Origin of the sequence: Fibrobacter sp. UBA4297 (assembly GCF_002394865.1) — a bacterium.
Taxonomy (GTDB): domain Bacteria; phylum Fibrobacterota; class Fibrobacteria; order Fibrobacterales; family Fibrobacteraceae; genus Fibrobacter.
Genome location: NZ_DGUZ01000023.1, coordinates 239,845 through 263,758, shown reverse-complemented (window position 1 = coordinate 263,758; position 23,914 = coordinate 239,845). Strand labels below are relative to the sequence as shown.

Sequence of the window (23,914 nt, the reverse complement as noted above, 5' to 3'; positions counted from 1 at the left end):
AAGGCTTACGGTCTCGTGGATAAAGTCGAGAGTATTATCTAATGGGTTTATTTTCTGCAATTAAGAGTGGCCTTGCAAAGACCCGCGACGCCTTGCTTGGCGAATTGAAGGGTATTGTCGGCGCTGGAAAAATTACGGACGAGACGCTCGAAGAACTCGAAGAGCATCTCATCAAGGCTGATGTGGGTGTCGAAGCGGCATTCCTTTTGACGGATGCGCTCCGCGAAAACGCGCTCGGCAAGTCGCTTACGACAGAGCAAGTGCTCGACATCATGCGTAACGAAGCGGAACGCTTGCTCAAGGACCCGCCGCCGTTTGAACTCAAGGGCAAGCCGCATGTGGTGCTCGTGATTGGCGTGAACGGTGCCGGCAAGACGACTACGATTGGAAAACTCGCCGCCCGCCTCAAGAACGAAGGCAAAAAGGTGATGATTGCCGCTTGCGATACGTTCCGTGCGGCAGCAATTGACCAACTTGAAACATGGGCCGAACGTTCGGGTGCCGAATTCGTGAAGCATCAGGAAGGTTCCGACCCGGCCGCAGTGGCATACGATGCCTGCAATGCTGCGGTCGCCCGCGGTTGCGATGTTGTCTTGATTGATACCGCAGGCCGTTTGCACAACAAAGACTACTTGATGGAAGAACTCAAGAAGATTGTCCGTGTCATCAAGAAGGTAAGCCCGGATATGCCGCACGACATGTGGCTCGTGATTGACGGCAACACCGGACAGAACACCATCAACCAGACGAAGATTTTCAACCAGAGTTTCCCCTTGACGGGACTTGTGGTGACAAAGCTCGATGGAACCGCGCGTGGTGGCTCCGTGCTCTCGATTGCGAGTTCGTTGCAAATCCCGATCCGCTGGGTTGGCATGGGCGAACGCATCGACCAGCTCGTGGAATTCAACAAGCGCGACTACGTTGACGGTCTTTTTGAAAACGCTCTGGAAAATAGGGAGTAGTCTATTGCTCTCGAAGCTTCGTGCAATACTTGCGTTTCTATGTGCAGTGGCATTCTTGTTATGCGCTTGTTCGGACTCAGCTTCGGGTGCGGATAAGCGTTTTGTGGCTGCCTTTGTAGAAATGCGCGTTGTCGAACAGCTTTACGGTGGTGATTCTCCCATGGGGCGCCTTGTGCGTCGCGAAGTGCTGAAAAAGTACGGCTATACCCGCGAAGAATTCCTCAAGGCTACTGATAAACTTCTCGAAGACGAAAAGCGCTGGATGCCGTTCCAGTTGGCGGTTTCAGAACGAATTGATTCATTGTTGGGCATCCCCAAAGTGGTGCCGGTGCAAAAGAAGGGACGTAAATGATGAAGGCGTGTATGTGGGTGGTTTTGGTCCTTGGCCTTGTGCTCTCTGCTTTTGCAGCTCCTCCATCAAAGCCGAATCTTGTGCGTTGGATGGATTACACCGAGGCTTTGAAAAAGGCTAAAGATTCGAACAAGCTTATCTTTGTGGACCTTTATGCGGACTGGTGCGTGCCTTGCCGCATCATGGATGCTAACACTTATTCAGACCCGACTGTCGCATCGCTTTTGAATACACGGTTCTACCCGGTGAAACTCGATGTGGATTCGCAGGACACAATTACGTGTGATGGCAAACGCAAAACGGTGCAGCGTTGCTATTTTGACGTTTGGAACCTGAGCGTGTTGCCTGCATTTGTTCTAATCGCCCCGAATGGACTCTCGATTATGACGGTCAAGGATTCCTTTACCGCCGAAGAAATGAAGTATTTGCTTTTACAGATTCTCGATAAAGAGAAGGAGTGGATTTCGAAATGAGTGAAGACGTTCTCTTTTATGCTCAGATTGCATTCTGGGTTCTTTTGTTCTTGATTGTCCATTGCTATTTGCTGTTCCCGATGACGCTCCCGTTTGTGAGCGAAATCTTCAAGCGCAAAAAGAAGCCGGTGGATGGCGCCTCCGAACTTCCGACGGTGTCTATCCTGATTTCGGCATATAACGAAGAAGCGGTGATTGAACGCAAGATCCACAATATTCTTGAAATTGACTACCCCAAGGAAAAGCTTGAGGTTTTGATTGGCGATGACGGCTCTGCAGACAAGACGGCAGAAATTGTCGCCCGCTATGCCGACCAGGGAATTACTTTGGTCAAGGCGCCGAAGAATGCGGGCAAGGCTGCCATGCTGAACCGCTTGCAGAAAATCGCAAAGAACGATATCCTCTTGTTCTGCGATGCAAATACGATGTTCTTCCCGAATGTTGTGCGTAAGCTTGTCGACCCGTTCAAGGATAAAAAAATTGGTTGCGCTTGCGGTCACTTGATTCTTTCGGACAAGAGCGGAAGTATGCTTGGTAAAGGTGAAAGCTCTTACTGGGATTTGGAAAGTGAAATCAAGAAGTTCGAAGGCGTGCTTGACCGCTTGATCGGAGGCAACGGCGCCCTTTATGCGATTCGAAAAGAACTTTATACGGAACTTCCGGTCAAGAAGAGCGTCATGGACGACTTCTTTGTGACGACGAAAATTTTGCAGAAGGGCTATTTCTGTACGTTTGTAGATAGCGCTATCGGTACAGAACAGACGTCGAAGGAATCCAGTGGTGAATACAGACGCAAGGTGCGCATTGGCCGTGCAAACTTCAACTATTTGTTCTCTTACTTGCCGCTTTTGAATCCGTTCCGCCCGCTGCTTGCGTATTTGTTCTTCTCGCACAAGATTGTGCGCTGGTTCTCGCCACATATCATTGTTCTTTTGTACGTAGCGAACGCGCTGCTCTTGGGCAAAGGACTTTTCTATCAAATTTCTTTTGGTTGCATGACGCTTGCGTTGCTTGTGGCGGTGACGCGAATTTTGCCGAGCGCCTATTACTTCTTGCTCATGAACCTCGCGATGCTCAAGGGATTCTTCCTTGCGTTTAAGCGTGAACGCAGTGGCGGCTGGGCCCGCGAAGCCCGCAGTGACGAGTAATTTATAGGGGTTAGGTAATAGGGATTAGGTTTTAGGGTATAATTGCTGCCTTCGACTTGTCATCCTGAGCGAAGTGTAACGGAGTCGAAGGATCCAGTGATGTCTTGTATTATGCTGTCATTCCCGCCACCGAGCGGGCGGACAGCACTTGGAACTTTGTTCCATAGTGCGCATGGCCACCTTTAGGTGGGAATCTCCCTACGCAATCGTTGTCCTGGCGTTGTCATTCCCGACGCCTGTCCTCGCTTGACGGGGATGATGGGGAATCTCCTTCTCGTAGCGTAAAAGAATTTATATATTATCGTATAGACCTATGAAAAAGTTTTTGACAGCTATTATATTCGCTTTGGCTTTCGTCGCGGTTCCGGCAAACGCCTTCACTTTGGATGCTCAAGGTGGCATCTGCAATCGCGTGAGCCACATGGGTGACTTCAACATGAGTTTCTATGGCCATCTGTGGTATCCGATTGACCAGATGGTTTTTGCGGGCGTGGGCGTTGGCTATGAGGAACTTGACAACGTTGGATACGTTCCCGTTTCTGGAAGCCTCTGGGTTCGCCTCCCGATTGGTCGTACTGTGTTGCCGGTCGCTACAGGCGATTTCGGTTACATGTTCGGCAAGGACGATCAGATGTTCTGGCGCGCTGGTGGCGGACTCGACATCAAGAATGGCGACCGCACATCGATTATCGTTTCGACCGGTTACCAGTTCTTGAACCACTCCGGCGAAGGTTACTGGTACTTGCAAGCAGGAATTTTGATTGAGATGTAAAGCCTGCTGTCATCCTCGAAGCCGTTTCTCCGTCATCCTGACGCCGTAGGCGGAAGGATCCAGTGATGTTATAGTCAATAGAATTTGCTTAGTAGAACGTGGTTACGTCATTGTGCAAACACATGACTCGGTGGGAATCAAATGCGAGTCCACAAGTGGCCTCTTGCTTGATTCCCTTGCTTGTCATTGCGACCCTCGTAGAGGGGAAGCAATCTATTCTGTATGGCATATAATGTTTTTTATATAAATTTACATTGGAAAATGTTTAAACATAGGAAAATCTCTTATGGAAAATAAAATGAACAGGTTCGGATTGAAAAGACTGCTCGCTGTTTTGGCGGTCGCCTTTGCATGCGTAAGCATGTGGGGGTGCGGGGATGACCTTGAGCGAAAATGGGGACCGATAGAATGGTCTTCTCCTAGAACTGTTGGAGGTGTTATCGGTTTTATTGACGATAGTTTGGTGATTGTTAGCGATTGGCGGCATTGGTCGCAGGAACAGGATGGTTTTGTCTATGATGGTGGAACTATTTCTGGTATAGGGCATCAAGGATTGCGGGTTTATAATTATCGTGTTCAGGAAGAAGGACCGTGTTGGACTGATTCGTTGGACAATGCAAATACGAATGGCTTTACGTATCTTGTAGGGCAGCTTTCTGATTCAATTGTTTGGGGCGGAAATGGAAATAATTCATTTTCCTTTTGGAAATTGGGGCAAAAACCGGTTGTCATGAATGTGACTGTTTCTAAAGATGGCTGCAATGCAACATTTAAACATGAAAAAATGAGAACGTGGCTGAATGGGAAAATCCTTTTAAAAGGACCGCTTGGAGCTGGTGGGGATAGTTGTCAATATGCCGTTTTGGATACAATTGTGAAAACGCTGACATTCAAACGGTTAGACGCTAACTTAAAGTGGATTGAAAAATGTGATGATGTAAGAGCATGGGGTGATGATGTGTATTGTCTTATGAGGAAAAAAAATAATTGGAGTGTTTTGTTGTCAGTTGGCAATATTGTTGTCGATTCTATTGAATTTGATGAAAACCGAAAATATGCGGTTTATCCGGCGTTGTTTGCGGGTAGCATGTTGCATATGGGGGATTATGTTTGTTCTATAGCAAATGACAAAATAATGAGAAATCCATACGTTAAATCGCTTAGTGATTTGATGTTCGTTAATGCTGATGGAAGTGTTGTGAAGTATTAAAATAAAATGGAAATTTATGAAAAGGCTGTTGTTAATTATACTGTTTTTTACGGTTGCGGGATGGTCTATTCCCAAACCCATGGAATCAATAGAGAAATACAATGTAATGCTTGTACATGGGGCTTATGAATCAGGAAAAGGTATTGAAAATTGCTCTAGTGAAACTCCTGAAGCTGTTAAAGAAAGCAAAAAAGCGGACTTTCGTCCGCCTTTATTGTAATTATGTCTTGCAGTTTATTAATCACGAGATTTAACTGGATCCTATCGGTCGCGAAGCTCCCTCCAGGATGACGGTAGAGTAACTTCCTACGGTCTACTGCGGCTCCGCCGCTACCCCTTCGCAATCATTTCCATGAATTCGGAGTCGAGTAGGTCTTTTCCCGTTTATTGCCTTACGCCACCAGATCCATCAAGTCGAAGTACATCAATCGTGTATGCGGATCGTTGTCTTCCAGATTCATCATGCGGAATCCGTTCTTTTCGTAGAACGGAACTGCTGCCAAGTAGGCGTCAACCGTTATAAAGCGACAGCCTGTCTTGTTGTTGATGACGAACATGGACTTGATGATGTTTAGAACTTGTGTACCGAGTTTTTGCTTTTTGGCGCAGATGTCAACGGCTAGGCGGCAGAGCTTCACGGCGGGGTAGCTTTTTAGCCTTTTCTCGTTCGGGAATCCTTGTTTACGGCGGAATCTGTTGAATTCCGTCATGCTAGGAAAGTCGCTGGTTGCGATTTTGTCGTTTGCCAAGCTAAAATAGGCTAAAGGCCTGCTGGTGTCGTTGATGTCAACACAGGTGTAGCTGACCGCTAACATGTATTTGTCAAAAAGAGTTGCGCGATTTAAAATGAAATCGTTTAAATCAGCATCTCCGCAGTCAAAACTTTTGACTTTGTTGAATGGTTGCAGTCGAATAAATCGAATAGACTCGTTATCTATATATTGTCGAACCATGGATCTTTACCTCCGTTAGCGGCTTCGCGGGCACGCTTTTCTCGCATGCCTCGTTCAAAAGCTTTTAGGAAAAATTCGTAGTCCCGTAAACGTTGGGCACGAGCTTCCGGAGTTTCGGGGTGCCTCTCCTGCATACGGGCGATAAACCGGCGAGCATCCTCGCCGAACAAAATCGGAGTTTCTCTGATGGGTCTTGCCATGAGTATCCTATTTGTTAGTTGTTAGAATAAAAGTAACTGATATATTAACGCCCGGCTGGACCGGATGGCATCCTCAATGGATCCGTACTAAAAAATATATAAGCCAAAAATAAAATGCAAGGGGTCGGAATTTTGACCGTTCATTATGTCAACAACTGTTAGCAAGGGACTGTGGCAAATGTGCTATTTGTTAGTTGCTCAATAGTAAAAAATGCCCCGGATTTAATCCGAGGCGTTCTTGTCTAAATTCTGAGTTCTGCTGGCTGCTTACTGCGGCTTCGCCGTTACCCCTTCGCAATCATTTCCATGAGTTCTGTGTCGAGGCGTTCGGGGTTATTGTACTGCGGTAAATCGTTGTGGAGTGATTCGCCCTTCGAAACGAGACCGAAGTCCAGATTCTTGTAGTTCCAGTAGCTGTAACCCACGTCGGCGTCGCGGAGGATGTCGAGGAAGTCGCGCATCCAGGCAAGCTGATACTTGCGAGGAACTTGTACGTAAACACCGAACTCGTTGCAGCTTACCGGCAAGTCATACTTGGCGCGGAAATCAAGAGCGTTCTGGATGCTTGCCTGCAACTTGGCCTTGTCCCACTTGCCGAATTCCACGTTCAAACGCGTTGTGCCGCCAACTTCAGGGGCGGCGTAATCACCCGGCCACGGGCGTTCAATCTTGAAGAACGGATCGTCAATCCAAGCGGCGCCCTGGTGCGTAAACGTCACCGGCGTGTAGGTATGGAAACTGTAGATGGCATTGTCGTCATCGAGCGGTGTCAAGAATTCGAATTCCCTCGTGCTGTTCCACTTGTTGGCGCCTACGACGATAGTGTTCTTCGGGGCGTGCTTGCGGATTTCCCAGAAGATTTCGTCCTTGACTTTATCCCAAACCTTGGAATCGCTTGCGGCCGGTTCATTCAAAAGTTCCATCATCACGCGCGGCATGGAGCTATAGCGTTCGGCCATGAATGCCCAAATCTTGCGCGTGTCCTTGCGGGCGTTCGCGTCGGCAAAGAAAGCTTGTTCGTGATTGCTGGCGAGGTGGAAGTCGTGACCCGGGCACTTGTGCAAATCGAGAATCACATCCAGGTCTGCATCCTGAATGTCCTTGAGCGCCTTGTCCAGGAGCGCAAAGATTTCTTCGTCCGGCTTGAGATCGTCGCCTTTAAATAAATTAAAGTAGTCGACCGGCAAGCGAACGTGGTTGAACCCCGCATCGTGGATGCGCTTGAAATCGCTTGTTCCAAGGAACGTCTTGATGTGACCTACGACTCCCGGAAAACCGACCGGGTCCTTTTCTTCGATACAGTCAACCTGACTGAACCATCCGCCCAAATTCACTCCGCGCAATCTTTCTTTCTTCATGCGTGCCGTCCCATACTTTGGCTGCCGAAACAGCCGGTTTGAATGAATAGGTTATTCGTTTACGATGTTCAAATCTTCGTCGGCGATGTTCAAGTCCATGATGACTTCCATATCGTCGGGAAGGTTATAAAAATCTACAACCAGGCCCACCTTCTTGTCTTCGTCCTTCTGCTTGTCGAACTGGACGACGTCGTAAATTTTCATTTTGACGACAGCTTCCTGCGTTACAGGAATTTCGATGGTCATACCCTTGCTAATCGGGCCTTCTACAATCCTGCCCTTGAAAACGAGACTAGTCTGGTCTTCGCCGAGCGAGGTCTTCTTCACGTGAAATACAGCCATTATTCTTTAGCCATTAACGTTTAAATTAATCGGTTTATTTTGATGTGGCATACAATCTCGCCACATGTAAAAATTTAACTTTTTTACATGACTCTCCGTGTTGGTCGAATCCCTTTTTTGGTCTGTGCGCCGTTTTTCTTTAATTCTGTCGGGCGCGAAAATGAATTTCCCGAGGTGGCCTTTGTCGATGGCCCGCCGAGTGTGCATTGTGCAGGTCTCAAAGACGGCTCTATTCACCTTTCTCCGGCGTCTTCGATTACGTTTGCGCAAAAGCCGGGCGCCTTTGTGCTGTCGCCTGTGCTCTGCACGTCGTGCTCCTTTGAAGTGCGCTCGGTCAAGCTGTTTTCGCGTTATCCACTCCAGGAGCTTTCGAACAAACGCATCCGCATGACATCGCAAAGCAAGACGTCTGTTACGTTATTACGAATTCTTTTGGAAAATCGCTATGGGCTTAAGCCCGAATATGTGCCGGGGCTTGCGGCTGAGTCGACTGACGATGCGTGTCTCTTGATAGGTGACTTGGCGCTTGAAGAAAATGAACGCCACCGCTTTGCGTATAGTTATGACTTGGGGACGCTTTGGCAGGAATGGCAGGGACTTCCGTTTGTGTTTGGTGCGTGGGTGATTTCGAAGGATGCGCTCTCGGCTAGCTTGCGCCCTATTCTCGATGATTATATGGTGCGACTGGAATCAGGCATTCGCGAGTTCCGCAAGAATCCATCGCTGGCTTTGGATGTGTGGCTTGCGAAGTATCCGGTGAATTTGCCGCGCCCTCTCGTTGAGGATTACTTTAGCGTGCTCGATTATCATTTTACGGATGAACGTAAACAATCGTTATCGCTTTTTTTCAAATTGGCGGCTCAAATGGGGCTAGTTGAATCCGCACCGCCGATAGAGTTCCTCGAGTAATTTTATTTTATAATCGTTGGAATGAGTGTTGGGATGGTAAGGAGAACGAAATGGTAGAGGAAAAAATTCTTATCGTCGACGATGATGATGTTGAATTAAAAAGAGATTCGGATGTTCTGAAGGCAGTTGGGTATGAAGTAATCGGCTGCAAATCCGGTGCCGAAGCTCTGGAGTACTTGTACAACAATCCCGTGGAGCTTGTGGTGCTTGACGTCAACATGCCGAACATGAATGGCTACGATGTCTGTTTGAATATCCGCAAGCATTTCCCGCTAGACGACTTGCCGATTATATTCCTCACGAATCAGGAAAACGATGCTAGCGTTACGCAAGGATTCCAGTCGGGAGCTTCTGATTTTGTCTGCAAGTCTGCTGCCCCTGATATCTTGCTTGCAAGAATTGGTGTGCATCTGCGACTGGCACGTTCGCTTCGCAACTTGCGCGAAATCTCTCTGACGGATGACTTGACGGGCGCCTACAACCGCAGGCATGCCATCTGCTCGCTCCGTGAATTGTTCGCCCGTAGCAAGCGCTATGGCACGAATTTCTCGCTTGTCTATTTTGACTTGAACGGCCTCAAGAAAATCAATGACCAGCATGGACATTTGGCGGGAGACTTGTTGCTCCGTTCTGTCGTGAACGTTTGCAATAAACTGCTTCGCGAATCGGATATGCTTTTCCGCATGGGCGGTGACGAGTTCATGGTTATTTGCCCGGATACCGATTTGAAGGGCGCATTTGTCTGTGCCGAGAGAATGCAAGAGGCTGTGAAGTCGCTCACGATTGTAGACCAGACGGTTGCCTTTGCGTATGGCACGGCAAGCTCTGCCGAAGACTACAAGGACATGGACGAGATGCTCCGCAGTGCGGACGCTTCCATGTACGAGTGCAAACGCAAGATGCGCGCTGGACGCAGCTAATGCAGCTGCGCTGCAGTTGCTAGTTAGTAGTTAATAGTTACTAGTTTAAAGTATGGCGGCAAAGCCGCAAAAAGAAAAGCCGCGGAAAAAACCGCGGCGTTTTCGCATGATTCAAAATTGTCTCACTGGAGTAGTTATGCAATTGCAGCTTTCACGGCGTCCAGCAGTTTCTGCATCCTTGCTTCGATGGTTGCCCAGTCGCCAGCCTTCATCAGTTCTGCATTGAAAATGCTCCCGCCAAAAGAAAGCAAGTTCGCGCTTGCCTTCAAGTAGCTTGCGGCGTTCTCTGCGTTCACGCCACCGCATGCCATCAACGGAATGTCGCGGAACGGGCCACGCAGCGCCTTGATGTATTCCGGACCGCCTACGCAGTTCACCGGGAAAATCTTGATGGCGGTTGCGCCAAGGTCGTATGCTTTTTGCACTTCGGTTGGCGTGAGTGCTCCCGGGATAATCGGGATGCCTGCGGTATTCGAAAGTCGAATGACTTCGTGCCGCGTGTTCGGCGTGACCAAAAATTCTGCACCTGCGGCAATTGCTTTTTCGACATCGCTCCCGTGACGGACCGTACCTGCACCGACCTTGATTCCAAGTGGCTTTGCAAAGGACTTGAGCTTTGTGATAATTTCAGTTGCGGCTGCTGTGTTCATCGTGACCTCAATCGCCTTGAGCCCGCACTTTGCGGACGCGTTCACGCACGCTTCTTCGGCGCCCTGAGGAATGTCGCGGAGAATGCCCACGACCGGCATCGGTTGTAAAAATTCAAGGAAATTCATGACTTTAAAATAGTTTATAGACGAAAGACGAGAGACGAAAGAAAATAAAAAAGTGTTGTTTTTTTTATTTACAGAGAATATAACCTATTCAAATCTCAGCGCTTCAATCGGGTCGAGGCGGCTCGCCTTGCGGGCGGGGTACCAGCCGAAGAATACGCCTGTGGCAAAGCACACGCCAAAGCTCACGACAACGCTTGTGACCGAGACGCTCATGGGCCAGTTCATTGCGATTTTTACAGTTTCTGAAGCTGCAATGCCAAGTGCGATTCCAATCGCGCCACCGAGCAAACTGATAATCACGGATTCGAACAAAAATTGTAAAAGGATGTCGCGGCCGCGTGCACCGATAGCCATGCGAAGCCCGATTTCCTTTGTGCGTTCGGTGACGGACACGTACATGATGTTCATGATGCCGATGCCGCCAACAAACAAACTAATTCCAGCAATGGCGGTCAGCACAAGCGAGAGCATATCGGAGGTGCTTGTGACCATCTGGATCATTTCTTCTTGCGTGAATACGCGGAACGGGTCGGTCGGTTTTGTCCAGTTGCGGCGTTCTTTCAAGATGCCCATGATTTCTTCGGTCGCTTTTGCGGCGTAGCCTTCACCGATGGAGTTCGCGTAAATCTGTCGGATATTCGTCGTGGCAGAGAATCGCCTCATCACAGTCTGGTACGGAGTGAAAATTACGTCGTCCTGGTCTTGCCCGAAATCGCCGGAACCTTTAGCTTTGAGTGTGCCGATGACTTTCAGCGGAATGCTCTTGTAGCGGATGGTCTTGCCAATCGGGTCGGTGTCCGGGAACAGGTTTTTGACGACGGTCTGGCCAATAACGCAAACTTTTGCCATGCGGTCTGCCTGGTCGTCGAACATGACGCCGTCTTCGATTTCGTAGTTGCGGATCTTGAGGTAGTCCGCTGAAACACCGGAGAGCGTGGTGGGCGAGTTGTTGTTCCCGACGATGGCCTGCCCTCCGACTGTGACCATAGGTGAAACGCCGTTGATGTAGTTTGCGTTTTCGCGGATGGCGATGACGTCTTCTTCTTCGAGAGTTTCAGTCGATTCTGTCTGGACGCCGCCTCGGCGGCTTTGGTTTGGCATGATGGTGATGGCGTTTGTTCCCATTGCAGTCATCTGTTCCTTGATGGACTTCTTGGAGCCTTCGCCCATGGCGACCATGGTGATGACGGCTGCAACGCCGATGACTATACCGAGTACGGAGAGGAATGTGCGCATGCGGTTACGGAGCAATGCGCGGAGAGCAATCTTGGCTAAGGTAAACGGATTCATATTTTTTAGTAGGAAGTTGGAAGTGGACGGTTAGAAGTTAGATGTAGGCAATAGGTTTTAGGCTGTAGGGGTTAGGTTAGTCAGGTGCCTTTGGCACGATTATAAAAACCTAATACCTATTACCTAACACCTAGTTAATCCTCCTCAAATGTTTCTGGTGGCGGGAGCATTTCAAAAGCCACTTTGGCATCCTGTACATTTTCGTTGATGATATCTTTTTTCAGGAGCCCGTCACGGAGCGTGATGGTGCGTCCACTGAATGTGGCGATGTCCGGCTCGTGCGTCACGAAGGCAATGGTCTTTCCTTGACGGTGCAGCTCCTGGAATATCATCATGATTTCGTAGCTGGTGCGGGTGTCGAGGTTGCCGGTCGCTTCGTCGGCGAGGATGATGACGGGGTCGTTTACGAGGGCGCGTGCGATTGCTACACGTTGCTGCTGACCGCCCGAGAGCTGGTTGGGCAGGTGGTTCATGCGGCTTTCGAGTCCGACCATCTTTAAAGCCTCAATGGCGCGGTGGTGGCGCTCTTCTGCAGAAACTTTGGAATTATATAACAGGGGGAGTTCCACGTTTTCAATCGCGGTCGTGCGGCTGAGCAGGTTGTAACTCTGGAAAACGAACCCGAGCTTCTGGCTCCGGATGCGGGCGAGCGCATCGCGTTTTAGGGTTTCGGTGTGTTGGCCATCTAATATATAGTGCCCTGAGGTCGGTCGGTCCATGCATCCTAGAATGTTCAGCATGGTGGACTTGCCGGAACCGGATGTGCCCATGATGGTTACGAATTCTCCAGGATAAATATCAAAACTCACCCCTCGGAGGGCGTGTACAATTTCGTCGCCCATCTTGAAGTCACGACGTAAGTTTTGAACGGAAAGTATCGGTTGTACGGTTTGCATAAAGCCCTTTTTTCTTGCTTCTTTAGATGCCTTAACCCGTTGATTTGGTTGCATTTACAACGTTAGTGAGCTTTTTGGGACGGTGAAATCCTTAAAAAAGCTAAAAAGTTACATGAATCTTATGTTTCAATGTATAAACGTTAATTTTTTTTTTATTTTATATTCCGACTTGGACCACACTAGGTGGTTGGTTCTGTGACCTTGGAGATTTTTTAATGAATGAGAAGATGACTCAGAATGGTTCGAATCCGTCTGCCGATGACGAAATCGACATTCTTGAGATTTTAATCTATTTAAAAAGCAAGTGGAAAGTCTTGCTCGTCTTCTTGATATTGGGTCTCGGTTTTGGCTGTCTTGCTGCAATGTGGCTCCGCGCTTCGTACCGCAGCGACATCCTTCTTCAAGTAAATGTTAAAGGGAATAAACAAGGGCTTGCTCTTGGTGAAATGGGAGCCTTGCTTGACGTTTCTACTCCGTCTGCTGCCGAAATGGAACTCATCAAGAGCCGTGTCGTTTTGGATCAGGTCGTCGCGGATGAAAAGCTTTGCTTTTCCGCTTATCCGTTGAACAAGCAAGACCGGTTGATGCATCGCGAAGGTCGCATGGACCTGGAACTTTTGGTGATTCCGCGTGCGTTTGTAGAGGCTAAGGGTAAACTTATCGCCCGCGTGACTGCCGACTCTAGTGCATACGAAGTAATCGGACTGGAGGGCGAGGTCGTCCTTACAGGTACCGTTGGCGAAACCTACCGCAAGCCGTTTGCGGGTGATACTTTGGTCATCTGCGTCAAGTCTTTGACCGCGACCGTTGGTCAGACGTTCCTCCTGGTCGCTGTCCATCCGCAGCTGGCGGCTAATGCGTTGCTCAAGGGACTTACTATTTCGGAAGAAGGCAAGAATTCCGGAATTATCAGAGTTTCTCTCGAATATCGTTACGCTGACCGTGTTGCCTCTATTTTGAACACGATTGCAAACACGTACCTGAAGCAGAATATCGAAATGCGCAGTGCCGAAGCAAAGAAAACCTTGACATTCCTCGAAGAACAGCTGCCGGGTGTCAAGGCCAAACTCGATTCTGCTGAACAGAAACTCACATCGTTCCGCCATTCCAAGGGAACGATCGACCTCACGGGCGAAACCCGTTTGCACCTTGAAAAGGATGTGACTCTCCAGCAGCGCCTCATTGAACTTGAACAGAAAAAGCAAGAAGCCTTGCGCCTGTTCCGCGTAGAACACCCGACCGTCCGTACGATTGAAGAACAGCAGGCGAGACTCCGCCGTGAATTGGCTAAGCAGCAGCGTTCTGCGGCAAGCTTGCCGGTCGTGCAGCAGGAAGTCCTCTCGTTGCAAGAAGAAGTCGAAGTAAATAACAAACTTTATACAAACCTTTTGAACAACATCCAACAGCTACGTGTGGTGCAGGCCGGCGAAGTCGGCAACGTCCGCATTGTAGACCAGGCTTATGTACCGCTCAAGCCGAGCAAGCCGAACCGCATACTTGTATTTGCTGGTGTAACCACCGGGTTCTTGCTCCTCGGTTGCTTTGTCGTGTATGTCCGTCGTATGCTTTCAAACGGCGTCTGCAGCAGCAGTGAAGTCGAACAGGCTACGGGCGTTGGCGTTTACGGAAAGCTCCCGATGCTTAGCAGCAAGACTCAGAACAACGTGATGAAGCCCTACGTCGTTGCCGAACCGGACGATCCGTTTGCCGAAGGCATTCGCGCTCTCCGTACGGCTCTTGAGTTTTCCGTTTTCTCCGAAGGCAAGAAAATCCTCATGGTTTCCGGTCTTGTACAGGGTGTTGGTAAATCATTTGTCTCTACAAACCTCGCTGCGTCTTTTGCCATGGCGGGTAAGAAGGTTCTTCTTGTCGATATGGACCTCCGTCGCGGGCATTTGTTCAAGCATAGCCAGAAGGGCCTGTGCGAAATGCTTGAAAAGGAAGATTATAGCGATGAGTATGTTGTCAAAACTTTTGATAATTTCTACGTTCTAGGTGCGGGTGCACGTGTCGTTAACCCAGGTAGCCTTTTGAATAGTTCTCGATTTAGCGCTTTCCTTGACGCATTCAGGGATAAGTATGATTTGATTGTTCTGGATACTCCTCCGGTATTCCAGTGCAGTGACGCATTGCTTGTGGAAAAGCATGCGGACTATCTGTTGTGTGTCTTGAAGCATGCAGCTCATTCCATTGAAAGCATCCAAGATGCCTTGAATACTTTTGACCGCAGTACGGAAACACCATTGCAGAAGGCTTTTGTCTTCAACAAGTGCGAACGTCATGCGGGGTACGGCTATGGTAGTTATGGCTACTATGGCTATCACAAGAAATATTAACCAATAACAAGGAGAATAGATGAAAAAAATAGTCGCAATGTCTCTCTTGGCCGGTAGCTTCGCTTTCGCGCAGTCTGGCCTGATGGGCGGAGCCGATGGTCTCAACCAGAAAACAGCCCAGACTCTCGGTCAGGGTGGCTTTGCTGCCGGTTTCGGTGGCCAGGTCTCTTATGACAACTGGTCCCTCACTCGCGGTGGCCAGTATTCCAAGGGTAACCAGAGCGGTGCATTCTATGAAAATGCCGGTAGCGTGACTGCAAATATCAACTTTGCAGCTGGCGTGACGGACTTCATGGACATCGGTCTTGCTCTTCCGCTTTACTACGACCACGCCAACTCCCCGAAGAATGGCGAAGGCGACATGTGGAAGGCTAGCCGTGGTGACCTCGAACTCTGGGCAAAGGCAAAGCTTCCGTTCGATGAAATGACTGATGGTGTCTTCAATGCCGCTATCGCAGCTCAGTTCTACTTCCCGACTGGCGACAAGTCTGTCGGTGTTCGTCCGCGTCATGCTTGGTTCTTGCATGCCAAGGGTGGTGAAACCCATCCGTACGGCCTCCGCAACATGGCATTCGGTGGCGAATTGATCCTCACTCTTGACCTCCAGAAGGTTGGCGCTCCGCTCCGTTTCAACGGTAACGTCGGTTTCGTCGGCACTGTGACGAAGGGTTCTAACACCTTGGTCTACGGTGGTGGCATCAACGTCCTCCCGACTGACTGGATGGACTTCTTCGTTGAAGCTAACGGTGAATTCCGCGTTGAAAAGGGTGAATATGATCGTGAACCGGGTTATGATCCGTTCACAATCACTCCGGGCTTCCGCTTCCACCTCCCGGCAAACATCGACATCGCCCTCGGTCTCGATGTGGGTGTCCGTGCACTCTCCAACTTCACTTGGAAGTACTCTAAGGAAATGAAGGACGCTGACAAGTATCAGCTCTACTACTATGACAAGAACGGTAAGAAGGTTCAGTACGGTTATACGCCGACTCCGCGTTATGCTGGTACCGCTGCTCTTACCTGGCGCTTCGGTAACGTCCGCGGTGCTGACGAAGATAACGATGGCGTAGCAAACAATGTTGACCAGTGCGCCGCTACTCCGGCTGGTGCTGTTGTTGACGCTAACGGTTGCCCGGTTGACGGCGACAACGACGGTGTCTTCGACGGTCTCGACCAGTGCGCTGAAACTCCGGCTGGTGCTGTTGTTGATGCTGCTGGCTGCCCGGTTGACTCCGACAATGACGGTGTTGCTGATGGCCTCGACCAGTGCGCTGAAACTCCGGCTGGCGTTGTTGTTGACGCTGCTGGCTGCCCGGTTGACTCTGATAAGGATGGCGTAGCTGACTACCTCGACAAGTGCCCGAGCACTCCGGCTGGCGCTTCTATCGATGCTAACGGCTGCCCGATTGACTCTGATAAGGATGGCGTTGCTGACTACCTCGACCAGTGCCCGAATACTCAGTCTGGCATTGCTGTTGACGGCAAGGGCTGCCCGGTTGACTCTGACAACGATGGCGTTGCTGACTACCTCGACAAGTGCCCGAACACGGCTGCTGGTCTCCCGGTTAACGCTGATGGTTGCAGCCCGGATGGCGACAAGGACGGCATCGTTGACGCTCTCGACAAGTGCCCGAATACTCCGGCTGGCGTCTCTGTTGACGAAGTTGGTTGCCCGGTTGACTCTGACAAGGATGGCGTTGCCGATCACCTCGACAAGTGCCCGAACACCCTCGTTGGCGTAGCTGTTGACAAGAACGGTTGCCCGAACAAGAACCAGGACCTCGACAAGCTCAAGAAGGGTATCCAGTTCAAGTCCGGCTCTGCTAAGCTCACTGCAAGCAGCAACAAGACCTTGAACAACATTGCTAAGCTCTTGAAGAAGCTCCCGGCTGTCAACCTCGAAGTCCAGGGTCACACGGATGACACTGGTTCTGAAGAAAAGAACAAGATCATGTCCGAAAAGCGTGCACAGGCTGTTGTTAAGTACCTCGTCAAGAAGGGCATTGACAGCGAACGTCTCCGCGCAGTCGGTTATGGTTCTGACAAGCCGATCGCAGATAACAAGACGAAGAAGGGCCGCAAGCTCAACCGCCGTGTTGAACTCGTTCCGTTCGAAAAGTAATCTTCGAATCTGATTGAGAACTAGAAAGGGGCGTCCGCAAGGGCGCCCTTTTTGTATATGCACGATGTTGCGAACGTGCTGCTCAATGTTGCGAATGCGCCACGCAATTACATGAACAGTGCAAAAAGGCGCACGGATAACCCGTGCGCCTTTCTAAATAGAGATCTTTATAAGTAAATGTGGGGTGTTTTAATTAATGATATTGTTGTCGTATGGCAGCGAGAGAATAAAGCGTCGGCCAAGGCTATTCCTTCGCAGTAGCGTGCAAAACGAGTGTTGCGACGGGCTGCTTGCAGACCGGCATAACCGAGTGAAGCCGCTGACGCCGTAGGCGTCAACTCCGAGCTGGGGCCCCGCCCGCATGACGTACTTTTTTCATTTTAAAAAGGTATTTAGGCGTTAGCCTACTGGCACTTTCGCTTCGCTTAAGTACCAAATGCTGGCCTCGGTCATGTCCAAGTAAACTTGGCCGCGACTCTCGGCCTACGCATTTGTCTTAAACACCCATTTCTTATAGAGCGTAAAGCTTACGAGCACGTAGACGACGTTTGCAACAAAGCTTGCAAATGTTGTTGGCTTCATGAAGTGGGAGATGAATTCCGTGAAGCTTGCGCACCAAGTCGCGTTTTCGAGCACGTAGATGCTCCCTTTGAGGACCGCCAAGTTCACGAGATACGAGCAGAGGAATACGACGATGAATCTTATGACTTCGGCGCGTTTCTTGTTTGTACTCTTGAAATTCCAAATGCGGTTCATGATGTAGCTATTGAGCCCACCGGCGACAAATCCCAAAAAGTTTGAAAGAACCACGTCCCAATCTAAGACTTCGTGCAAAAGCCAGACTGTAAAGAATGTAATGGCGGTGTTCATTACACCGATAGCGTTGTATTTGATAAAATGTTTCACGGCGGTAAAAATACTATTTTTGCGCCATGACCTGGATTACAACTAAGAAATGCAGTGCTGCCAGCGCTGCAGATATGATTCGTAATGGCGATGTTCTCGGGGTTTCCGGATTTACTTTAGCAGGATACCCCAAAGCGGTTCCCTTGGCGATTGCTGCGCGTGCTGAAAAATTGCACGAAGCGGGTCAGGAATTTAAGGTAACGTTGTTTGCAGGCGCCTCGACGGGCGATAGTTGTGATGGGGCTCTAGCCCGTGCAAAGGCATTGTCGCTCCGCATGCCATACCAGTCCAATCCGAGTTTGCGCAAGGCGATTAATGACGGCAGTATCCGTTACATTGACGCTCACCTGGGCAAGATGGGTTACCTTGTGCGTACGGGTGCTGTCCCCGCGCCGACGGTTGCGATTATTGAAGTTTCTGCAATTTTGCCGGATGGCCGCGTTTGCCTTTCGACATCGGGCGGTAATTCCGTTTGCTATTTGGAAATGGCGCCGAAGATTATTTTGGAACTGAATACACGCTTGGGTGATAGTTGTATTGGCATGCACGATAACGCCCTCCCGGAGCTCCCGCCGCATGCAAAGCCGCTTGCAATTTACAGTGCCGGTGACCGCGTGGGTGGTGAATTTGTTCGGATTGACCCGAACAAGGTTATTGCGATTGTCGAAAACGAAGCGTATGACGAAGTGACTCCGTTTGTAGAACCTGATGAAGTTTCGAAGAATATTGGCGAACGCATCTTGGACTTTATCCGATTCGAAGAATCGCATGGCAGGCTCCCGAAGGGACTTGCATACCAGAGTGGTGTAGGCAAGGTTGCAAATGCCGTGCTTTGCGCTATGGCTGATGATGACCGCTTGGGACAAATTGACCTTTACACCGAAGTGATTCAGGAAGCGGTGCTCCCGCTTTTGAAAAAGGGCAAGCTCGGTATTGCTTCTGGAACGGCTTTGACGCTTTCGCAGGCGGCACAGAAAGAATTTGTTGAAAATAGCGCAGAATGGAAAAAGCATTTCATTATCCGCCAGCAAGAGGTGAGCAACAGCCCGGATGTGATTCGTCGCTTGGGCGTGATTTCTATGAACACGGCTCTGGAAGCGGATATCTTTGGTAATGTAAACAGCTCGCTTGTGTGCGGTTCTGCGATGATGAACGGCATTGGCGGTTCGGCTGATTTTGCACGAAATTGCGCTCTCGGGTTTTTCCTCACGCCGTCTGTGGCGAAGGGCGGTGCGATTTCGAGCATTGTGCCTTACGTGAGCCATGTGGACCATACCGATCACGACACGCAGATTTTTGTGACGGAACAGGGGCTTGCTGACCTTCGTGGCTTGCCTGTTGAAGAACGTGCCCGCCTGATTATCAAGAACTGCGCCCATCCGGATTATCGCGATGCACTCACGGATGTTCTGGAGTACGGTCTTAAGCATGCGAAGGGCGTCCATGTGCCACTTGCACTTTCCCGCGCATTCGAGATGCATACCCGCTTCCTTGAAACTGGTAAGATGTTGTAAAAGTTTTGCCGATTCCTGTTTGAACAGTCGGTACAGATTGTTTAAAAAGCACCTTGTTTAAGGTGCTTTATTTTGTATTTCCTGTTGCTTAATTTGTGCAATAATTATATTTTTATTACGGGGTGTTTTGGTTAGGCCAAAACTTGAAGGTAAGGGGTCCTTTTTTATGGGGATTTTTTTTAAGAAAGGTGTTAGGTTAAGAGAAACTAGAACCCGGGTTTCTCTGGTTTTGCTATTAGCATCGCTTTTTGTCGCCTGTGGTGACGATCCTGTGAGCGAATTGAATGAACTTAAGGACGAGTATTCGTCGTCCAGTTCTGAAGTTGTTGACAAATCCTCAAGCTCTGTTTTCAAAAAGAGTTCTTCTTCGTCTAGTGCCATAAAGATTCAAGATCCGTCGACCGTCCAGAAGGAAGTTGATTCGCAAGAAGAAGGCCTGGATGTTGTTTATGTACTCGTTGACGGGACTGTTTCGGGAAAGATATCATTGGATGGTCTTGGCCTAAAGCAGTCGATCAAGATGATTCAGCTGGATTCTGCAGATCACTATAAAGAAACGAAAACTGTTTTTTCTGGCGAAATCGATAACGATGGATCTTACGAAATAAAGAAAATTCAGTTGCCTCAACCTTATGTCTTGATTACTACGGAAGGGAAAATAAACAATGTTGTTGATGGAAGAACTGCATCGTTGACTTTGTCTGCATTGGTAGATGCGACTTCGGGAGAGACGTTTAACCTGAACATGCTTACGACAATCGAGGCGAGGCGTACCCTGAATCTTTTGAGCAACGGGGACGGGCGTTCGTTTGAATCTGCAAAGAGGGAAGCTGCAGAAAATGTCTGGAAGATGTTTCATTTGGATTTTGTGGATTACGACTTGACCGAGAGTATCCATATTTCTGACGCTAGTGAATCGGGGGCGGCGCTTTTTGCGTTTTCAATCTTGATGCAGGCTAGTGCAAATGGTGATCTTTCAAAGTCCTTTAGGGCAATAGCAAGTGATGTCGCCGAAGATGGTAAATGGGATGACTCCTTGACTCGTGTGGCGCTGGCGGATTGGGCGTTGACAAGTGATGTAAAGAATGGTTATCTGGTACTCCGTAAGTCTTTAGAAAAACGCAATGCCGAGATTCCCGCTTTTGAATGGTATTTGAGAAATTTTTATTTAAACGAATTGGGATTCCCGGAATGCGATGCTGAGGCTGTCGGAAATATTTTCTTTGTTAAAAATAAGGCTAGCGCCTTCTATGCCGCTGACTACAACGATGTGTCGAAATCTAAGGAACGCTTTGTCTGTGATGAAAAGAATGGCTGGGTGTCAATCCCGGATAGCTTGAAGGATTTCATAGGCGATACAACGCCTGCCGAAGATGGCGAAGTCCGTCGCGGTGCGTTCTCGGGTGAGTTCATTGTTTACGATGGTGCGAAGAAGGAATGGCGCGAAGCGACTGCTGTTGAAAAGGACCGCTATTTTGTCTTGAATTCCAACGCAAGGGAGTTTGTGGATATTCAGGATGTCTACGAAAGCATCAAGGACGATGAACGCGTCATTTTTGTGCTCCGCCATGCGGAACGTGGCGACGATACGAGCAAGGGCGGGACGCTTACGGACAACGGTAAAAAACAGTCCGAGGAAGTTGGCGCTCGACTCACGAAGTTCAAGGAAGATTTTGTCCTTGGAGCTTCTGAATTCTTGCGTGCGCACCAGACAGTGGAATCAATTGCGAAGGGCCGTGGCCAAGCTTACGACAAGCGCGATACAATCCCGCAGTTGAATGACGACTGGTATAACAAAAATGACGAAGCGGTTGAAAAGGCCAAGAGCGAATGTGGCGGTGGCTGGGAGGTGACTTCCAAGTACGCTTATACGGGGGCCTATTCGACAGGAGCCGATGCCGCTTATTATGACCTTGCAGAACGCTCCGTGGAACTTATCGAAGATGTTCTTGTCAAGAAGTACCCGACAGAAAAGTTTGTGCTCTTGAGTTCACATGACAAGCTGATGGTGCCGCTTGTTGCTTACTGCTCGAACTTGCAGATTGAACTCAAGAAATACGATGGCGGCAAGTGGATAAACTACCTCGCTGGCGTTGCAATTATCATTGATAAGGATGGAAATCGCCGTTATGTCGCCGTTCGTGGTCTCAAGTCTGGGTATGCGAACTAGATTTTACTAATATTCAACCTATGCGGGTTTGGATTTTAGCTTTATCATTTTTATTTTGGACGTCTTGCGATACCGTCCGTTATGGCTCCTTGCCATGCGAGGGTGATGATTGCGAGGCGTCTTCGGAAATTGAAAGTTCTGATTCCAGGGAAAATCCTGAAAAGGATCCTGCAAAAGAAAACCCGCCTAAAGATGAAAAGGAAAGTTCTTCTTCGAGAGCTTCGTGGTATCATCATTCCGGTAGCAGCGGTAAGGATACGGTAGAGATTTTAGTGCCTGAAGGGCCGGAAGTGCCCCTTGGCGATACGACAATTACCGGGCTGGTTTCTTGTCGCGACGGTTCCATAATTCCATTTGACTCCAGTGAAGTAAGCGAAATTGAGGATGCCTCTGATTTTCGCCGTTCGCTTGTTGATATCTCGGGCGTTGCCGAAAAGGGGCCGTTCCGCTATGGGACTTCTGTAACGTTAGTCGAGCTGGATAGCCTGAAGCGCTTGGCCGATTCCAAGAGGACGCATAAAGCCTGCGTGCTCACTTCGGATGGCAAGTTTAATTTTGAACAAATAAATCTTGTTTCGCCTTATGTGAGGGTGGAGGCATACGGATTTTATGCCAACGAGTTTACGGCGAGCTTGTCGAAGTCGCTTGTAAAGCTCAATGCGGTTGTGGACTTGTCCAAGCGCGATTCGTTCAACGTGAATATGCTTACGCACATGGCAGCCCCGCGCGTGATGAAGCTTGTGGAAGATTCCGGCAATAACCAGCCGATCGGGAGCCAGAGCGGGCGTGCGCTGAACGATGTGCTTTCGTCGTTTGGGATAAGCCTTGGCGGGGCTAGCACGGGTGGCTTTAACGGTGGCTGGGGCTTTGGTCACGGAGGCCAGACGACATCGAACAAGGCTGCAGAAGATATTAGCTTGTTTGGTACAGACGATTACAGTGCCGCGCTCCTTGCTGTTTCCGTGATGATGCAGAGCTATGCTCCGAATGGAAATTTTCTTGCATACGCAGACCAGATTGCTGACGATATCCGTGGAGATGGCAACTGGGGCGACAATGCCGGGAAGGCAAAACTTGCAGACAAGCTCCTGATGCTCGATGCCGAGGGCGGCCTTGAAAAAATCCGCAAGAACATGGAGAGCTGGAAACTTGGCGATGTACCAAACTTTGAAAAGCATGTGCGCAATTTTTGGACGAGCACGCACGGCTTTGAATCTTGCAATGCGATGACAAACGGCATGGTGAAGCATGTGGGCAATAGCCAGAGCGAGTACTTTGTCTCTTACTATGAACAGCCCGAAGGCCCGCGTATCCGCTTCATTTGCGATGGTTCCATCAAGGCTTGGCGCGTGGCAACGGACCTCGAAAAGGATACAGTTGGCTTTGGCGCAGGCGATTACGATGGCCAAATCAAGAACGGTAAGATTAATACGGATAAATTTTACGTTTACGAGCAGAGCAAAAAATCTTGGCGTGCGGCTACCTCTGATGATATTCAGGAATTTGTCGATGTTGATGATGTTATGAAAAAGCTCGCTCCTGGCGAAAAGGTCATCTTTGTCTTGCGCCATGCGGAACGCACGGATGATACGGGCAAAAATGGACACCTGACGAGCAATGGAAAAACGCAGTCGCAGTCGGTGGGCGCAAAGCTCAAGGGTGAGAATATCTATTTTGCGAACTCGACGTACACGCGTAGCTATGAGACCTGCATTAACGTGGCGACGGGTGCGGGCATTACGAGTATGGGTAATGATACATTGCCGGAACTCGATGGTGACTGGTTCGTGAAGGACGAAAACAAGTTTGAATCGTACAAGAATAGCAATGGCGGTGGCTGGGTCGTCGCTTCGGAATATGCATATAAAGGAAGCTATAGCGATGCCTACTATCCGTTACAGTCCCGTGGCGAAGAATTCATGACCGAGATTGTGAAGCCCCGCTTTGCAAAGGTGAACCGCGTGGGCGTGTGGATTTCGCATGACATGATGGTTGTTCCGCTGACGGCGTTCTGCACGAACGGCAAGGCGAACCTCCGCTATTTCGACACGAAGCAGTGGATTAATTACCTCGCTGGCGTGGCGATTATTCTGGGAACCGACGGCACCCTCCGTTACGAGCCTGTGAAGGGTCTTTCTTCTGGCACAATGACGATGTAGCGGGCTTCGCCAGTGGTTAGTAAACAGTGGTCAGTAAACAGGAATGTTATAAGTGGTTAGTAAACAGTATGCAGTAAACAGGAAAGTAAAAAGAACGTTCCTATTGCAATCCTAACCACTAACCACCAATCACTAATCACTAAAAT

22 protein-coding genes are annotated in these 23,914 nt (G+C 49.3%); 14 read left to right on the top strand and 8 right to left on the bottom strand.

The features are described 5' to 3' along the window. Positions 1 to 41: 41 nt before the first annotated feature. The 7 genes from ftsY (at position 42) to B3A20_RS14900 (ending at position 5,137) form a co-directional block, all read left to right on the top strand. Complete coding sequence (gene ftsY / locus B3A20_RS14930) at positions 42 to 962, top strand: signal recognition particle-docking protein FtsY (protein WP_173564343.1); 921 nt, start codon at positions 42 to 44, stop codon at positions 960 to 962. Positions 963 to 1,065: 103 nt separating this feature from the next. Continuing rightward, positions 1,066 to 1,314, top strand: a complete 249-nt coding sequence (locus B3A20_RS14925) for a hypothetical protein (RefSeq protein WP_290766486.1) — start codon at positions 1,066 to 1,068, stop codon at positions 1,312 to 1,314. Continuing rightward, positions 1,311 to 1,787 (top strand): thioredoxin family protein, encoded by a 477-nt coding sequence (locus B3A20_RS14920; RefSeq protein WP_290766483.1) that lies wholly within the window; start codon positions 1,311 to 1,313, stop codon positions 1,785 to 1,787. Before B3A20_RS14925 ends, B3A20_RS14920 begins: the two co-directional genes overlap by 4 nt. Continuing rightward, the gene (locus B3A20_RS14915) at positions 1,784 to 2,935 is read left to right on the top strand and encodes a glycosyltransferase family 2 protein (protein ID WP_290766482.1); all 1,152 of its coding nucleotides are present in this window, start codon (positions 1,784 to 1,786) and stop codon (positions 2,933 to 2,935) included. Before B3A20_RS14920 ends, B3A20_RS14915 begins: the two co-directional genes overlap by 4 nt. 313 nt (positions 2,936 to 3,248) lie before the next feature. Next, positions 3,249 to 3,707: a hypothetical protein gene (locus tag B3A20_RS14910; RefSeq protein ID WP_290766480.1), complete on the top strand. Its 459-nt coding sequence runs from the start codon at positions 3,249 to 3,251 to the stop codon at positions 3,705 to 3,707. Positions 3,708 to 3,993: 286 nt separating this feature from the next. After that, positions 3,994 to 4,917, top strand: a complete 924-nt coding sequence (locus tag B3A20_RS14905; protein WP_290766478.1) for a hypothetical protein — start codon at positions 3,994 to 3,996, stop codon at positions 4,915 to 4,917. Positions 4,918 to 4,933: 16 nt separating this feature from the next. After that, the gene (locus B3A20_RS14900) at positions 4,934 to 5,137 is read left to right on the top strand and encodes a hypothetical protein (RefSeq protein ID WP_290766476.1); all 204 of its coding nucleotides are present in this window, start codon (positions 4,934 to 4,936) and stop codon (positions 5,135 to 5,137) included. A gap of 172 nt (positions 5,138 to 5,309) precedes the next feature. On the opposite strand, the gene B3A20_RS14895 is transcribed toward B3A20_RS14900, so the two are convergent. From B3A20_RS14895 to B3A20_RS14880, 4 genes are all read right to left on the bottom strand, one after another. Next, positions 5,310 to 5,870 (bottom strand): GNAT family N-acetyltransferase, encoded by a 561-nt coding sequence (locus tag B3A20_RS14895; protein ID WP_014546263.1) that lies wholly within the window; start codon positions 5,868 to 5,870, stop codon positions 5,310 to 5,312. Next, on the bottom strand, positions 5,852 to 6,070 hold the full coding sequence (locus B3A20_RS14890; RefSeq protein ID WP_014546264.1) for a hypothetical protein: 219 nt from the start codon (positions 6,068 to 6,070) through the stop codon (positions 5,852 to 5,854). Before B3A20_RS14890 ends, B3A20_RS14895 begins: the two co-directional genes overlap by 19 nt. A 284-nt stretch (positions 6,071 to 6,354) precedes the next feature. Beyond that, positions 6,355 to 7,428, bottom strand: a complete 1,074-nt coding sequence (locus tag B3A20_RS14885; RefSeq protein ID WP_290766469.1) for a glycoside hydrolase family 5 protein — start codon at positions 7,426 to 7,428, stop codon at positions 6,355 to 6,357. 51 nt (positions 7,429 to 7,479) lie between these two features. Next, complete coding sequence (locus B3A20_RS14880; RefSeq protein WP_173564325.1) at positions 7,480 to 7,770, bottom strand: hypothetical protein; 291 nt, start codon at positions 7,768 to 7,770, stop codon at positions 7,480 to 7,482. A gap of 87 nt (positions 7,771 to 7,857) precedes the next feature. Here B3A20_RS14880 and B3A20_RS14875 point away from each other — a divergent pair, with 87 nt between their 5' ends. Together B3A20_RS14875 and B3A20_RS14870 are read left to right on the top strand one after the other, a co-directional pair. Then, positions 7,858 to 8,679, top strand: coding sequence for a menaquinone biosynthetic enzyme MqnA/MqnD family protein (locus B3A20_RS14875; protein WP_290766466.1), 822 nt, complete (start codon positions 7,858 to 7,860; stop codon positions 8,677 to 8,679). Between the two features lie 50 nt (positions 8,680 to 8,729). Further along, positions 8,730 to 9,599 carry a GGDEF domain-containing response regulator gene (locus tag B3A20_RS14870; protein ID WP_290766463.1) on the top strand — a complete coding sequence of 290 codons (870 nt, stop codon included), beginning with the start codon at positions 8,730 to 8,732 and terminating at the stop codon, positions 9,597 to 9,599. Positions 9,600 to 9,733: 134 nt separating this feature from the next. Here the strand turns inward: B3A20_RS14870 and B3A20_RS14865 are convergent, their stop codons facing one another. From B3A20_RS14865 to B3A20_RS14855, 3 genes are all read right to left on the bottom strand, one after another. Further along, on the bottom strand, positions 9,734 to 10,375 hold the full coding sequence (locus B3A20_RS14865) for a bifunctional 4-hydroxy-2-oxoglutarate aldolase/2-dehydro-3-deoxy-phosphogluconate aldolase (protein ID WP_290766461.1): 642 nt from the start codon (positions 10,373 to 10,375) through the stop codon (positions 9,734 to 9,736). An 84-nt stretch (positions 10,376 to 10,459) separates the two neighbouring features. Continuing rightward, complete coding sequence (locus tag B3A20_RS14860) at positions 10,460 to 11,665, bottom strand: ABC transporter permease (protein WP_290766459.1); 1,206 nt, start codon at positions 11,663 to 11,665, stop codon at positions 10,460 to 10,462. Positions 11,666 to 11,799: 134 nt separating this feature from the next. Continuing rightward, positions 11,800 to 12,561, bottom strand: coding sequence for an ABC transporter ATP-binding protein (locus tag B3A20_RS14855; protein ID WP_290766457.1), 762 nt, complete (start codon positions 12,559 to 12,561; stop codon positions 11,800 to 11,802). Between the two features lie 215 nt (positions 12,562 to 12,776). On the opposite strand from B3A20_RS14855, the gene B3A20_RS14850 reads away from it, so the two are divergent. Both B3A20_RS14850 and B3A20_RS14845 read left to right on the top strand, forming a co-directional pair. Beyond that, a complete protein-coding gene (locus B3A20_RS14850; protein ID WP_290766455.1) occupies positions 12,777 to 14,897 on the top strand; it encodes a polysaccharide biosynthesis tyrosine autokinase in 2,121 nt (706 codons plus the stop codon). A 19-nt stretch (positions 14,898 to 14,916) separates the two neighbouring features. Next, on the top strand, positions 14,917 to 17,019 hold the full coding sequence (locus tag B3A20_RS14845) for an OmpA family protein (protein ID WP_290766453.1): 2,103 nt from the start codon (positions 14,917 to 14,919) through the stop codon (positions 17,017 to 17,019). A gap of 483 nt (positions 17,020 to 17,502) precedes the next feature. Here the strand turns inward: B3A20_RS14845 and B3A20_RS14840 are convergent, their stop codons facing one another. Further along, positions 17,503 to 17,925 carry a GtrA family protein gene (locus B3A20_RS14840; RefSeq protein ID WP_290766452.1) on the bottom strand — a complete coding sequence of 141 codons (423 nt, stop codon included), beginning with the start codon at positions 17,923 to 17,925 and terminating at the stop codon, positions 17,503 to 17,505. A gap of 26 nt (positions 17,926 to 17,951) precedes the next feature. Here B3A20_RS14840 and B3A20_RS14835 point away from each other — a divergent pair, with 26 nt between their 5' ends. The 3 genes from B3A20_RS14835 (at position 17,952) to B3A20_RS14825 (ending at position 23,768) form a co-directional block, all read left to right on the top strand. Continuing rightward, a complete protein-coding gene (locus B3A20_RS14835; RefSeq protein ID WP_290766450.1) occupies positions 17,952 to 19,439 on the top strand; it encodes an acetyl-CoA hydrolase/transferase C-terminal domain-containing protein in 1,488 nt (495 codons plus the stop codon). 271 nt (positions 19,440 to 19,710) lie between these two features. Further along, on the top strand, positions 19,711 to 21,609 hold the full coding sequence (locus tag B3A20_RS14830; protein ID WP_290766448.1) for a histidine phosphatase family protein: 1,899 nt from the start codon (positions 19,711 to 19,713) through the stop codon (positions 21,607 to 21,609). A gap of 20 nt (positions 21,610 to 21,629) precedes the next feature. Beyond that, entirely contained in the window at positions 21,630 to 23,768 is a 2,139-nt protein-coding gene (locus tag B3A20_RS14825) for a histidine phosphatase family protein (RefSeq protein WP_290766446.1), read from the top strand. Positions 23,769 to 23,914 lie beyond the last annotated feature (146 nt).

Coding starts and splice junctions, on each gene's coding strand:
- ftsY (WP_173564343.1), top strand. CDS start 42: ATGGGTTTATTTTCTGCAATTAAGAGTGGCCTTGCAAAGACCCGCGAC.
- B3A20_RS14920 (WP_290766483.1), top strand. CDS start 1,311: ATGATGAAGGCGTGTATGTGGGTGGTTTTGGTCCTTGGCCTTGTGCTC.
- B3A20_RS14915 (WP_290766482.1), top strand. CDS start 1,784: ATGAGTGAAGACGTTCTCTTTTATGCTCAGATTGCATTCTGGGTTCTT.
- B3A20_RS14910 (WP_290766480.1), top strand. CDS start 3,249: ATGAAAAAGTTTTTGACAGCTATTATATTCGCTTTGGCTTTCGTCGCG.
- B3A20_RS14905 (WP_290766478.1), top strand. CDS start 3,994: ATGGAAAATAAAATGAACAGGTTCGGATTGAAAAGACTGCTCGCTGTT.
- B3A20_RS14900 (WP_290766476.1), top strand. CDS start 4,934: ATGAAAAGGCTGTTGTTAATTATACTGTTTTTTACGGTTGCGGGATGG.
- B3A20_RS14895 (WP_014546263.1), bottom strand. CDS start 5,870: ATGGTTCGACAATATATAGATAACGAGTCTATTCGATTTATTCGACTG.
- B3A20_RS14890 (WP_014546264.1), bottom strand. CDS start 6,070: ATGGCAAGACCCATCAGAGAAACTCCGATTTTGTTCGGCGAGGATGCT.
- B3A20_RS14885 (WP_290766469.1), bottom strand. CDS start 7,428: ATGAAGAAAGAAAGATTGCGCGGAGTGAATTTGGGCGGATGGTTCAGT.
- B3A20_RS14880 (WP_173564325.1), bottom strand. CDS start 7,770: ATGGCTGTATTTCACGTGAAGAAGACCTCGCTCGGCGAAGACCAGACT.
- B3A20_RS14875 (WP_290766466.1), top strand. CDS start 7,858: ATGACTCTCCGTGTTGGTCGAATCCCTTTTTTGGTCTGTGCGCCGTTT.
- B3A20_RS14870 (WP_290766463.1), top strand. CDS start 8,730: ATGGTAGAGGAAAAAATTCTTATCGTCGACGATGATGATGTTGAATTA.
- B3A20_RS14865 (WP_290766461.1), bottom strand. CDS start 10,375: ATGAATTTCCTTGAATTTTTACAACCGATGCCGGTCGTGGGCATTCTC.
- B3A20_RS14860 (WP_290766459.1), bottom strand. CDS start 11,665: ATGAATCCGTTTACCTTAGCCAAGATTGCTCTCCGCGCATTGCTCCGT.
- B3A20_RS14855 (WP_290766457.1), bottom strand. CDS start 12,561: ATGCAAACCGTACAACCGATACTTTCCGTTCAAAACTTACGTCGTGAC.
- B3A20_RS14850 (WP_290766455.1), top strand. CDS start 12,777: ATGAATGAGAAGATGACTCAGAATGGTTCGAATCCGTCTGCCGATGAC.
- B3A20_RS14845 (WP_290766453.1), top strand. CDS start 14,917: ATGAAAAAAATAGTCGCAATGTCTCTCTTGGCCGGTAGCTTCGCTTTC.
- B3A20_RS14835 (WP_290766450.1), top strand. CDS start 17,952: ATGACCTGGATTACAACTAAGAAATGCAGTGCTGCCAGCGCTGCAGAT.
- B3A20_RS14825 (WP_290766446.1), top strand. CDS start 21,630: ATGCGGGTTTGGATTTTAGCTTTATCATTTTTATTTTGGACGTCTTGC.